The sequence below is a fragment of the Carboxylicivirga litoralis genome (assembly GCF_025499605.1).
Lineage (GTDB): Bacteria > Bacteroidota > Bacteroidia > Bacteroidales > Marinilabiliaceae > Carboxylicivirga > Carboxylicivirga litoralis.
Window position 1 is genome coordinate 196,263 of sequence record NZ_JAFMVC010000005.1, and the last position, 12,270, is coordinate 208,532.

The 12,270-nt window shown below is 37.1% G+C and carries 11 protein-coding genes; 10 read left to right on the top strand and 1 reads right to left on the bottom strand.

What is annotated here, in order from left to right:
- The first annotated feature begins 4 nt into the window (after positions 1–4).
- From J1N10_RS07225 to J1N10_RS07245, 5 genes are all read left to right on the top strand, one after another.
- Complete coding sequence (locus tag J1N10_RS07225) at positions 5–1,000, top strand: vWA domain-containing protein (protein WP_262326020.1); 996 nt, start codon at positions 5–7, stop codon at positions 998–1,000.
- A gap of 53 nt (positions 1,001–1,053) precedes the next feature.
- Entirely contained in the window at positions 1,054–2,106 is a 1,053-nt protein-coding gene (locus J1N10_RS07230) for a vWA domain-containing protein (RefSeq protein WP_262326021.1), read from the top strand.
- A gap of 12 nt (positions 2,107–2,118) precedes the next feature.
- Positions 2,119–2,862 carry a tetratricopeptide repeat protein gene (locus tag J1N10_RS07235; protein ID WP_262326022.1) on the top strand — a complete coding sequence of 248 codons (744 nt, stop codon included), beginning with the start codon at positions 2,119–2,121 and terminating at the stop codon, positions 2,860–2,862.
- Between the two features lie 117 nt (positions 2,863–2,979).
- Positions 2,980–4,800 carry a BatD family protein gene (locus J1N10_RS07240; protein ID WP_262326023.1) on the top strand — a complete coding sequence of 607 codons (1,821 nt, stop codon included), beginning with the start codon at positions 2,980–2,982 and terminating at the stop codon, positions 4,798–4,800.
- Between the two features lie 2 nt (positions 4,801–4,802).
- Entirely contained in the window at positions 4,803–5,552 is a 750-nt protein-coding gene (locus J1N10_RS07245; RefSeq protein WP_262326024.1) for a tetratricopeptide repeat protein, read from the top strand.
- Between the two features lie 411 nt (positions 5,553–5,963).
- On the opposite strand, the gene J1N10_RS07250 is transcribed toward J1N10_RS07245, so the two are convergent.
- Positions 5,964–6,923 carry a hypothetical protein gene (locus J1N10_RS07250; RefSeq protein ID WP_262326025.1) on the bottom strand — a complete coding sequence of 320 codons (960 nt, stop codon included), beginning with the start codon at positions 6,921–6,923 and terminating at the stop codon, positions 5,964–5,966.
- A 196-nt stretch (positions 6,924–7,119) separates the two neighbouring features.
- Here J1N10_RS07250 and J1N10_RS07255 point away from each other — a divergent pair, with 196 nt between their 5' ends.
- From J1N10_RS07255 to J1N10_RS07275, 5 genes are all read left to right on the top strand, one after another.
- Positions 7,120–8,736: a sensor histidine kinase gene (locus J1N10_RS07255; RefSeq protein ID WP_262326026.1), complete on the top strand. Its 1,617-nt coding sequence runs from the start codon at positions 7,120–7,122 to the stop codon at positions 8,734–8,736.
- Positions 8,737–8,741: 5 nt separating this feature from the next.
- The gene (locus J1N10_RS07260) at positions 8,742–9,431 is read left to right on the top strand and encodes a response regulator transcription factor (RefSeq protein WP_262326027.1); all 690 of its coding nucleotides are present in this window, start codon (positions 8,742–8,744) and stop codon (positions 9,429–9,431) included.
- 196 nt (positions 9,432–9,627) lie between these two features.
- The gene (locus tag J1N10_RS07265) at positions 9,628–10,260 is read left to right on the top strand and encodes a DUF4097 domain-containing protein (RefSeq protein WP_262326028.1); all 633 of its coding nucleotides are present in this window, start codon (positions 9,628–9,630) and stop codon (positions 10,258–10,260) included.
- Between the two features lie 282 nt (positions 10,261–10,542).
- Entirely contained in the window at positions 10,543–11,205 is a 663-nt protein-coding gene (locus J1N10_RS07270) for a hypothetical protein (protein WP_262326029.1), read from the top strand.
- Positions 11,206–11,601: 396 nt separating this feature from the next.
- On the top strand, positions 11,602–12,261 hold the full coding sequence (locus J1N10_RS07275) for a hypothetical protein (RefSeq protein ID WP_262326030.1): 660 nt from the start codon (positions 11,602–11,604) through the stop codon (positions 12,259–12,261).
- The last annotated feature ends 9 nt before the right edge of the window (positions 12,262–12,270 follow it).

Here is a 12,270-nt window from a genome sequence, read left to right on the forward strand (position 1 = left end):
AATAATGATTAACGATATAACATTTGCACAACCTTTGTTTTTCTGGCTTCTACTTATCGTACCGGCCTATATTGCCTGGTATGTATGGAAGCAAAAGGGAATGCAAGCCTCGCTTAAAATTTCCACACTTAAAGGGTTCGCAAAAGCACCAAAATCTAATAAAGTGTATTTGCGTCATCTGTTGTTTGCTTTTCGAGTGTTGAGCATTATGTTGCTTATCACCGTGCTGGCCAGACCGCAATCGAGCAATAGTTTCCGCAACGAAATTACAGAAGGGATCGATATTATGATGGCGCTCGATATTTCGGGGAGTATGATGGCCGAAGATTTTAAACCAAACAGGCTTGAAGCAGCTAAAGATGTGGCAGCTGAGTTTATTAAAGGACGGCCTAATGATAAAATTGGTTTGGTAATTTATGCAGCAGAGAGTTTTACGCAATGTCCGTTAACAACTGATCATAATGTGCTTCAAAACCTGTTTAGGGATATTAAGTTAGGTCTTCTTGAAGATGGCACTGCCATTGGTATGGGATTAGCAACAGCAGTGCAACGTATTAAAGATAGTGAAGCAAAGAGTAAGGTTATTATCCTGTTAACCGACGGAGAAAATAACCGGGGAGAAATTGCCCCAATGACAGCTGCTGAAATAGCCAAGACTTTTGGTGTTCGCGTTTACACAATTGGTGTGGGTACTAATGGAATGGCACCATACCCGATGCAAACAGTTTTTGGAAAACAGTACCAGCAGATGGAGGTGAAGATTGATGAAGAATTGCTACAGGGCATTGCTGATATGACTGATGGAAAGTATTTCCGTGCCACCGACAAGGCTAAACTGGATGAAATCTACCAGGAGATCGACCAGTTAGAAAAAACGCGAATAGAAGTGCGTGAATATACGAAGCGTAAAGAGGAATATTGGTGGTTCGCAGCCTTTGCCTGCCTGTTTTTATTGATGGAGATTTATTTGAGGAGTACGGTGTTTAGAAATTTACCGTAATGGTTTTCTAATAACTGATAAACTTAATAAACTATTGACCTAAAGAATTTATAATGAATATATTCAGATTTGAACATCCTGATGCTCTTTACTTACTGGTGCTCATTCCGGTTCTGGCATTTGTACACTTGTATCTTGCCAAAAGGCGTAAGAAAGCGTTGGAGGAATTTGGGAGTGCAGAGTTGATTAACGACCTAATGCCCAATGTGTCATTTAAGCGACCAACCATCAAGTTTTACATCATGTTATTTGCCTTTGTGTTGTTGATTATTACTATAGCTGGTCCTCAGTATGGAAGCAAATTGCAAACAGTGAAACGTAAAGGTATTGAGCTTATAGTAGCTTTAGACGTTTCTAATAGTATGATGGCACAGGATATTGAGCCCAATCGACTGGACAGAGCGAAAAGAGCAATTTCTCGTCTGGTTGATAAGCTTCAAAACGATCGTGTTGGCTTTATTGTATTTGCCGGAGAGGCCTATGTGCAACTACCAATAACCACTGATTATGCATCTGCTAAGATGTTTCTTAATTCAATCAACACAGATATTGTAGGCACACAAGGAACGGCTATTGGGGCGGCGATCGACAAAGGAATATCTTCTTTTACAACGCAGGAAGATGTTAACCGTGCAATTATAGTGATTACTGATGGTGAGAACCACGAAGATGACCCGATTGCTGCGGCAAGTGCAGCGGCCGAAAAAGGCATTAAGATATATACTGTGGGTATGGGATTGCCCAAAGGAGCACCAATACCTGTTGTTGGAGGTCGTAGTAATGATTTTATGAAGGATCGCGATGGTAATGTGGTCATTTCAAAATTGGATGAACAGACTTTGCAAAAAATTGCAATAACTGGTAATGGGGCATATATTCCGGCTAATAATATTCGCAATGGTATCAATAATTTGGTGGATGAGTTGAGTGAATTGGAAAAGTCGGAATTAGAAGCTAAGGTTTATACTGATTACGACGATCAGTTCCAGTATTTTGCAGCTTTGGCCTTATTGTTGATAATTATTGAATTTCTGATTTTGGAGCGAAAAAACCGTCGCTTAAAGCACATCAATATATTTGAAGTGAAAGAGGAGGAAAATAAGTAAGGATTTGTGATTATGATGAAATTTAAATACATACTATTACTATCGGCGTTTTTGTTTAGTCTTGTTAATGTTAATGCTCAGGATGAACGCCGTTTTATTCGCAGTGGTAACAGTCATTTTACCGATTCTGCCTATTTAGAGTCGGAAATTGAATACCGCAAAGCCTTGGATAAGACAGGCGATTCATTTGAAGGGCAATTTAACCTTGGAGATGCCTTGTATAAACAAGAGAAATACAATAATGCCATAGACCAGTTCCAAATTTTAGCAGGTGTTGAAACTGATCCGCAACGCTTATCTGAAGTGTACCATAATATTGGTAATAGTTATTTTGCCATGCAGAAATATCAGGAAAGTATTGAGGCCTATAAAAATGCTTTGCGTAATAATCCTGAAGATCATGATACGCGCTATAACCTGATAGCCGCCCAAAAAATGTTGCAACAACAACAGCAAGATCAGCAAAACCAGGATCAGAATAAAGATCAGGAACAGCAGCAAGAGCAGAATAAAGAGCAACAGCAAAAGAATCAGGAGCAACAGCAGCAAGAGCAAAATAAAGATCAACAGCAGGAACAAAATCAGGATCAACAACAGAATCAGCAACAAAAACAACAACAGCAGCCAGAAGAACAGATGTCGAAAGAAGATGCACAGCGTTTGTTGAATGCTATTCAGCAGGATGAGAATGAGTTGCAGAAGAAATTGCAAAAAGCAAAAGCTGCTAAGCAAACAAAAACGGAGAAAAACTGGTAGAAGTTCTATTTTTGTAGTTTAATTTAGATGTAAGACAAAAGATATTAGATACAAGAAGAATAGCATGCTGTAAATAATCTTGTTCTTTTTTATCTTGATACTTAATACTTAATATATATGCGACTTTTTATACTTAACCTATTACTGCTATCGCTTGGTTTGTTATCGGCCAATGCGCAAGATGTTAGTTTTACAGCTCGTACCCAATCAGCAGTTGTAGTTGGTGATAAATTTCAGTTACAATACACCTTAAACAAGGAAGGAAGTGATATTCGGCTTCCTGCATTGCAGGACTTTCAGATTCTGATGGGACCAAGTACATCTTATTCAAATAGTACCTCAATTATTAATGGAAAGGTTACCAGGGAAACTTCTTATACTTATACTTTTATTCTCAAGGGGCTGAAAGAAGGGCAATTTACCATTCCTCCTGCTACGATTAAGGTAGACGATGAAAAAGTCAGTTCAAACGCCCTGAGTATTAAAGTGGTCAAGGGTGAGGCGCAAGCCCAACAGCAAAATCAGGAAAGCCAGGCAGCAGGAAGTGCGCCGAGCGATGATGATTTATTTATTACAGTTACTCCATCTAAAAAGAACTTATATCAAGGTGAGTCACTGGTTTTGATAACAAAAATTTATACGAAGGTACAGCTAGAAAGTATTTCGGATATTAAACAGCCTGAGTTATCTGCTTTTATTGCGCAGTCATTACAAGGTCAGAATGGAAATTCGTGGACGATGGAAAATGTCAATGGACGCACGTATAACGTCAATACATATGAGCAAAAGCTACTTTTTCCACAGAAGTCCGGTCAGCTTAAAATTGAGCCTACCGAAATTGAGTTTCTTGTTCGTCAACGGGTGGCACGCAGCCGTTCACGAAGCATATTCGATGATTTCTTTGAGTCCAACTATCGAACAGTTAAAAAGAAAGTTCGTTCAAAAGCCATAACGCTTAATGTAAAACCATTGCCTTCAGGACGACCAGAAGGATATACCGGTGGAGTTGGACAACTAAACATGAAAGCCAGCGTTAATAAAAATGATGTTTCGGTTAATGACGGAGTGACCTTAAAGGTGGTTGTTAGCGGAACAGGGAACCATAAATTTATAGAAGAACCGCAGATTAAGTTTCCAGCTGATTTTGATGATTTTGATGCTAAAATTTCGAATAGTATTAGTAATACAGCCAGGGGAATGACGGGTTCTAAGACATACGAATACCTTATGATTCCTCGTCATGCTGGTGAGTTCACCATTCCTTCTATTAAGTTTGCTTATTTTAATCCAAAAACGGGTAGATATGAAACATCCGAGTCTGGTCCCTTAACCATAAATGTAGAGAAGGGTGAAGGTACTGATGACGTAACAAGTGGTGTTATTCGCTCGAGTGTAAGTAAGGAAAATGTAAAGTTTATTGGAAAAGATATTCGCTTTATCAAAACCGGTAAAATTACTTTAAAACCGATTGGAACATTCTTTATTGGTAGTTTGGCCTACTATATCGCATTATTGGTGCCATTGTCATTGTTTATTCTCATATTCATTATTAATCAGAAACGAATTAAGGATAATGCTAATGTTACCCTAATGAGAACCAAAAAGGCCAATAAAGTAGCTATTAAGCGCTTAAAAAAATCTGCTCAATTCCTGAAGTCAAATGAGAAAGAGGCATTTTATGAAGAGGTGCTAAGAGCACTTTGGGGGTATTTAAGCGATAAGTTGAGTCTACCCTTAAGCGAATTATCAAAAGATAATGCAGGTGAAATATTGGCCAAGTCTAATGCTTCAGAAGAAGTTATTAGTGAGATAATGAATATATTGGATACATGTGAGTTTGCTCGCTATGCACCGGCATCGGGTACTGGCGAAATGGATAAATTGTACAACCAAACAATTGCCACCATTAGTAAGCTTGAAAATCAAATAAAAAGGTAAAAATGAAGCAACTGATTATATTATTTATTGCCTGTTTGTCGTTTGGAGTTGCACATGCGCAAGATGAACGTTTTGAAGAAGGCAATCAGCAGTATAGCGATGGGAATTTTCAAACGGCAATCGATACTTATAAAGGGATATTATCGACCGGAGTAGAAAGTGGTTCTCTTTATTTTAATTTGGGAAATGCTTATTATAAAAATGGGGAGTTAGCTAATGCCATTCTTAATTATGAGCGTGCTTTGCTATTAAAGCCACACGATAAAGATATTAAGTATAACCTAGAGTTGGCCTATTCGCAAACAACGGATAAAATAGAGTCCGTAGATAATTTCTTTTTGAGTAAATGGGTAATTGATTTTAGGAATAAGACAACCTCAGACACCTGGGCATTTATAGGTGTTGCATGTTTCCTTTTAACGCTTGTTATGGCCGCTCTGTTCTTTTTTACAAATTCAGCGTTTCTTAAAAAGGCAGGTTTCTATTTAGGCGTAGGTTTGCTATTGGGAACAATGGTTACGCTTACATTTAGTTATCGACAAAAGTCGAAGCTCGTTAATCGAAACCATGCCATTGTATTTAGTCCATCACTTACGGTAAAGAGTTCGCCGGATGCAAGTGGTACTGAGATATTTATTTTGCATGAAGGAACAAAGGTTGAAATAGTAAGTACCTTAGGACATTGGAAAGAGATACAAATTGCCGACGGTACAGTAGGTTGGGTCGAAGAAACGTCTATAACGATTATTTAAGAATTCTATACAGCAAAAAAAAGCTCCTTATCCGTTGATAAGGAGCTTTTTTATTATAAACACCCAAACTACTGATTGGCTCTACTTTAAAAGCTACCGTAATAAAGCGCCAATCAAATATTTCTTAAAAATCTTTTCTATCTGCAATCAAATATTTATCGATGATAAACCAGATGTAGCAAAAGCATGTGATAACACCGATAATTTCAACAGTCAACATTATTATTGTAATTTTGACAATGCTTAATCAATTGCTTTGCCAAAAAATGTAATGTGCAGTAGTTCAGTGATAAAGCTATTTGGATGCAACAAGAGGTGTCCATAATGTGGAATTGAAAGCAAAAAGTGGAAAAACAAAAAGCGGATGCCTTACAATGAAGACACCCGCCAACTTTACAACATAAATTTTTGTTATAAGACAACCTTTCTGCCGAAGAATTGATTGTTTTTAGATAAAATCAAATAATATGGAGCCTCTTCTTTTTTAAGCTCAAATTCTTGTTTCATTGGACCTGCTTTAATCTCTTTTTCTTCTTTCACTTTATTGCCTTCCTGGTTAAACATTTCAAGGTGGTAAGTTCCTTCAGGTAATTCACATTCTATATGCATCAAGGTTTGAAGCTTCTCGTCCTCTATAATTTTCTCTATTTTTACTTGAAGTTCTTCTAACTTAATTTGTTCCGACATAATCTTCTTTTGCGAAAGGCCAATTTTTTTCAGAAAAGCAATATCTTCCAGAGGAATAGACTCAACGCTGACGGTTGTTTTATGCGCATGTTTCTCTTTCCAATGCATAGGTTTGTCGTGAGAGTCCGATGTTATCACGTATGTTCTGGTGCCAGGCTCGTGATCAGATGATTCATATATTTCTTTTTTAATGATTTTTATGTGGTCGCCATCCTCATTAATAAACTCTTCAATGTCGAATTCGTTTTCACCATTCTGCATAATCATAATTCGATTCCCATGTTCTTTGTGCATATCTTCGAATTCCTTCCATTCGATGCCTTTTTCTTTCATTATGCGTTCCATTTCTTCATGGATTTCCGTCATATTACCATCAAAGTCAAAATTAAATTCGTTTAAGGAATCCATTTTGAAGGCCATTACACGCATGTGCTTGTCAATGTCGTGGTGATGGGCTTCCATAATACTATCCAAATTGATAACTTTGGTTTTATCGCCCGATGAAAAAACAAAAACATCATGGTTAAAAGTCGTATCCATTTCTACTACTTTATCACCCTCGCTGCTGATGACTTTAACTTTTACTTGACTTTTCTTTTTGCTCTGACTTGTAGCAGTAATGCTTACCGTGGCTATTAAAACTGCCGTGAGTATTAATCCCAATGCTTTCCTTCCTGATTTCATAGTTTCCATGTTTATGAGTTAGTAACTAATTTATGTACGATGTTATTTGATGTCAATAGACAAATTTTACAATATCAAAAGTACAAATCAGCTGATTTTAAATCGGTTAAGGACTGGTTAAAAACAGTTAAGGAAACGTTAATGTGTTTCAGCACTTTGTGTCAAAGCTTTATCTTTACAAGGTAATTGATGTAATATGAAGAGAAAGTCTATACTAGGTTTGATTTTACTGATGAGTCTGTCCTTATTGGGCATTATCGGTGCTCAGTATTTGTGGATACAACAATCGGTAAAGGTGCAGAAAGAAAAGTTCCAGGCTACGGTGTATCGTTCACTCGATAATGCTGTCCAAAGATTGGAAAAAGAACAAAGTGCTGAATATATCTATCGTGAGTTTTTGCATCATCCTTCTACGCGCAGCAACACAACCTATAAACAAGATGCTAATGGTAATATTGCCATTATTCGTCAGAATAGTGTCAATGCAGCCAAGCCCAAAGTTATTTATCACAAAACAGATACCGTAATTGCCAATGGTGGTACTCGTATTGAAGTGCATGCCGAAGTAAGTGGCAATGGTACCGAGCAGCAGGTGTGGATTGGTACCTCGGGTGAGGCCATAGACGTGATTGAGCTGGAGGAAAAAATGATTCATATGGAAGATTCCATTGAGGTGGTAATGGAAGCTTTGCAGAATCGTAATCAGCAGATGATGGAGGTTTACCAGCAAATGAAGCGCGAATTTGAGGCTAGGCACAATCCTCTGCAGCGTGTTGATTTGGAGCGTTTGAATAAGGTACTTAAAGAAGAATTGAATCAGAATGGTATTGATACTCAATTTGAATTTGGTGTCTTTGACCAGTTTTCGCGGCAACTGACCAAATACCAATCATCTGAATTTAATGTGGCAAAGCTAAATGACCATGCACCATATCGTATAAAATTATTTCCGCACGATATATTCAGAGGACTTTCTTCTTTTGAGTTGTTAATGTATTTCCCCGATATGGCATCTTATCTTATTAGATCACAAGGATTGATGGTGTCGTTATCTGGCATATTCACCTTGTTTATTTTAATTACCTTTTTTATTACCATTCGTACTATTCTCAACCAGAAGAAGGTGTCGCAAATTAAAACTGACTTTATTAATAATATGACGCATGAGTTTAAGACGCCAATTGCCACCATTAGTCTGGCTACCGATAGTATTTTAACACCGTCGATTATTAATAACGAAGAGCATGTAAAGAACTTTCTGCGAATAATAAAAGAGGAAAATTCGCGGATGAACAGTCATGTGGAAAGGGTGTTGCAAATGTCGCAGATTGAAAAGAAGGATTTCTCAGTGGTGAAGGCTTCAAAAGATGTGCATGAGCTGATTTTAAGGGCTGTTGATAACATGCAATTGCTGGCTAACGAAACCAGCGGTAAAATTTTGACTTCGCTAAAAGCAGAATTAAGTGTATTTTTAGTGGATGAAATACATTTTGCCAATGTGATTGTTAACTTGCTCGAAAATGCACTGAAGTACGCTAAAGAAACACCTGAGGTGATAATTTCGACCAGTAATATCAGTAGTGGATTGCAAATCACTATTAAAGATAATGGTATTGGCATGACGCGTGAGCAGCAAAATAAGATATTCGAGAAGTTTTATCGGGCTACAGGCGGTAATGTGCATAATGTTAAAGGCTTTGGTTTAGGATTAAGCTATGTTAAAGCGGTTATTGATGCACATCATGGAAATATAAGTGTAAAAAGTAAAGTCAATGTAGGAACCGAATTTATTATTCAGCTCCCTTACAAATAGTATCGATGGAAGAACGCAACAGAGTTTTTATGGTTGAAGACGACCGCAATTTTGGAACGGTCATGAAGGCTTATTTAGAGATTAATCAGTTTGATGTCACCTGGGTGAAAGATGGGATGTTGGCCGTGAAACGTTTTCAGGAGAGTCAGTTTGATATATGCATTTTGGATGTGATGTTGCCCAATGTTGATGGTTTTACCATTGCACGAGAGATAAAAGAGATTAATGCTGATATTCCCATTATCTTTTTAACTGCCAAGGTAATGAAGGAGGATGTACTTGAGGGCTTTAGTGCCGGGGCCGATGATTACATTACCAAGCCATTCGATTCTGAGATACTGATATGCAAAATTAAGGCCATCCTAAATCGTAATAAACGACACCAAGACGATGTTCAGACTGAATATAAAATTGGAGGAGCTATTTTTAACAGCGAGTTCCGGATCATTCATTTCAATGGTGAAGAACACAAGTTATCGCCTAAAGAAGCAGATTTGTTGATGCTATTGTGCCAGAATGAAAACAAAGTGTTGCCGCGTGATAAAGCCCTGAAGCAGGTGTGGGGCGAAACAGGTTACTTCACAACGCGTAGCATGGATGTGTATATTACGAAACTTCGAAAATACCTGCGTGATGTAGAAGGCGTAGAGATTGTCAATATTCATGGAAGTGGCTATCAGTTAAGGATTGATTAGTTGGTTGAAAAGTTCACTGTTTCGGGTTCACTGTTCCGGGTTCTTTGTTCTGAGTTTCCGGTTCAGAGTTGGTCATTTCGATTTTATCAGTTCATCAATTTCTCAATTCGACAATTCCCCAGTTCTACTATTGTAACCAATCGAGTTGGTAATGCGTCCTACTTTTGATACTAATGACAACTGAAAAAAATAAAACATGAAGAAGCTATTTTTATTGATAGGAATAATTGGCTTTTCCCTTGTGGCAATGGCACAGGATAGAAAAGTGGAAGTAGATAAAACATTCGAGAATATTACCGAGGTTGAAATAAACGTTGTGTTTAGCGATGTACTTATTGAGCAGTCGTCTGGTAATAGTGTGCATGTAACCGGTTCGGTAACCTGGGAGCGTGATAAGGACGAATATGAAATCATCACACGAAAGTCGGGTACCACTCTAATTGTAGAAGTGGATCATCCACGTAATTCGCGAGGTAGTGCTTCGGGTAAATTTTATATTACCATGCCCGCTATGACCGATGCCGATGTGAATAGTGTGAGTGGCGATATCAAAGTGTCAGGTGTAGGACAGCGCCGCGTAAAATGCAATACCGTATCGGGTGATATTGTTGCCAGTAAGATAGGTAGCGATATCTATGCGAATACAGTATCGGGTGACATTAATCTGGATGGTGTTAAAGGCAATGCTAAGTCAAACACTGTGTCGGGAGATGCTGAACTTTCTAATATTGATGGAAACCTTAAAGGAAACTCAGTTTCTGGTGATTTCCGAATTACTAACCTTAAAGGAAATAGAGAGATTAGTACTTTATCGGGTAGTATCAGATAAGCGATAAAATAAGAAAAGAGTAAATACTAAATAAAATAGCCGCTTACTATTTATAGAGTAAGCGGCTATTTTATGTCTTATTGATATTTCAATATTCTCTGATTAATAGAAGATGTACGTAATGGTTATTCATGATTGCAGCTTGTAATACCTTGCTATTGCAGCATGTGTATTATTTTATCGAAAGCAAATGATAGGTTATGTTATTTTTGTTATTTTTAATCAGGTGAAAATAACTGTTTTGAAAGAGTGATATGTTTAAGCAATTAAATGCATGAATTTATGATGAAACAAAATCATTCATTGTCCGACGCAGCAGTCGTAGACAGAAGTAAAACAGTTTTTATAAACTTAGAAGCTAACCAGGAGGCCTCTGCTGTCATGGCAGAATTTGGCTATGGAGCCGATGAATTATTGGTGGGTAAGGCCTTACAAGCTGAGGCGCAAAAATGCCTTGATAATAACAAGAAAGAAACCGACGAATCACGATCTGCTTACCAGGCATTCGCTGAAAAACAGGCAGTAGTTGATAAGCGTTATCGTATGCAGCGTAAAAAGGCAAAAGTTGTATTTCGAAACAATCCTTTGATGATGCAAAAGCTGGGCGTTGACGGTACAGTGCCTGCTAACTATATCGATTGGCTTGACAAAGTAAGAGTATACTGCATGGCCGTTGCAGGTTCTGAAGAAATTCAGGAAGCTTTAAAGCGATTAAAGGTAACAATTGAAGAAATTAGCGAGACACAAGCCGATATTCAAGAATTGGATATGCTTCGTGCTACCTATATTCGTGAGAAAGGGGAATCGCAACAGGCAACCCAGGTAAAAGATAAAGCTCTTTCTGATTTGGATAAATGGATGAGAGATTTTTTTGCAGTAGCTAGAATAGCTTTTGATGATCAACCACAAATGTTAGAGATATTTGGTGTAGTTGTTAAAAGTTAATTTTATAAATATCCTATCAATGAGGCAGTTTCAGTTTTGGAGCTGCCTTTTTTTATGCTCTTTCAATTTCCTATTGGGTATATTTTGCTAATAAAATATTGTCATCAACTATTTGTTAATATTAATACGTATTTGCTAATAGATTTTACCTTTTTTATAAATGTATTTATCGATTGTCTAATTTAATTAATCAATATTAATAATGAATATATCGATTTATTAAGTGTTAAAATCTATAGTCTAATAATTGAACTACAAATATTAAATAGATATATACATTCGTAAAAAAGATTAAAAATAATTTGGATAATTAAATAATATTTTCAAATCTTTATAATATTAACTATATCACGAAGAAATAGTATTTAATTAATAGAGATTAAATTATAAAAGCGAATGCATTTTACAAAGCATAGATTAAATACTTATTTATATGGTGTCGAACTATTATTTGGTAATAGTTTAAAACAAAACCATATTAAAGATGAAGTGAATAAATATGGCTATGATGAAAATCAATTAATAGCTGTATATAATCATAAGTCAGATTTAGAAGCTATTGAAAGTCAAAAGCATCTTGCCGAGAATGAGAAGAAGGTGTTGTATAATAAAAAGAACTTGCTGGCCAATGTAGTTAAGCGTGATTATATGCGTTACCTGAAGTTGGCACGCATTGCCTTTGCTGAAAACCCCAAAGCTACTGAAGCATTGATGCTGAACGGGGCCAGGGCTCGAACAAATAAGGAGCTAATGTTTCAAATGAGCATCTTTGTATCGAACTTGCTGAATAATAAAGAGTGGATCGTTACTTTGCAGGGAGTGAATGTTGGTAAAGAGCAGATAAAGAAACTGGAAGCTTTGCTTGGTGAGCAAAACAGGCTGGCCGAACAATGCCTGGAAGCAAAAGGAGAGGTGAAACGTTTGACGGATATGAAACGCAAGAAACTGATTGAACTTCAGCGCTATGTGAGTGAGTATGTCAAGGTGGTACGCATTGCTTTTGAAGAGCGGCCCAAGCTGTTGTTGAGCCTGGGCATAAAAGTTAAAAAAGAGTAGTAAATATAA

What these genes read in the sequence shown, in the direction of transcription:
- J1N10_RS07225 (WP_262326020.1), top strand. Translation starts at nt 5, where the DNA reads ATGATTAACGATATAACATTTGCACAACCTTTGTTTTTCTGGCTTCTA.
- J1N10_RS07230 (WP_262326021.1), top strand. Translation starts at nt 1,054, where the DNA reads ATGAATATATTCAGATTTGAACATCCTGATGCTCTTTACTTACTGGTG.
- J1N10_RS07235 (WP_262326022.1), top strand. Translation starts at nt 2,119, where the DNA reads ATGATGAAATTTAAATACATACTATTACTATCGGCGTTTTTGTTTAGT.
- J1N10_RS07240 (WP_262326023.1), top strand. Translation starts at nt 2,980, where the DNA reads ATGCGACTTTTTATACTTAACCTATTACTGCTATCGCTTGGTTTGTTA.
- J1N10_RS07245 (WP_262326024.1), top strand. Translation starts at nt 4,803, where the DNA reads ATGAAGCAACTGATTATATTATTTATTGCCTGTTTGTCGTTTGGAGTT.
- J1N10_RS07250 (WP_262326025.1), bottom strand. Translation starts at nt 6,923, where the DNA reads ATGAAATCAGGAAGGAAAGCATTGGGATTAATACTCACGGCAGTTTTA.
- J1N10_RS07255 (WP_262326026.1), top strand. Translation starts at nt 7,120, where the DNA reads ATGAAGAGAAAGTCTATACTAGGTTTGATTTTACTGATGAGTCTGTCC.
- J1N10_RS07260 (WP_262326027.1), top strand. Translation starts at nt 8,742, where the DNA reads ATGGAAGAACGCAACAGAGTTTTTATGGTTGAAGACGACCGCAATTTT.
- J1N10_RS07265 (WP_262326028.1), top strand. Translation starts at nt 9,628, where the DNA reads ATGAAGAAGCTATTTTTATTGATAGGAATAATTGGCTTTTCCCTTGTG.
- J1N10_RS07270 (WP_262326029.1), top strand. Translation starts at nt 10,543, where the DNA reads ATGATGAAACAAAATCATTCATTGTCCGACGCAGCAGTCGTAGACAGA.
- J1N10_RS07275 (WP_262326030.1), top strand. Translation starts at nt 11,602, where the DNA reads ATGCATTTTACAAAGCATAGATTAAATACTTATTTATATGGTGTCGAA.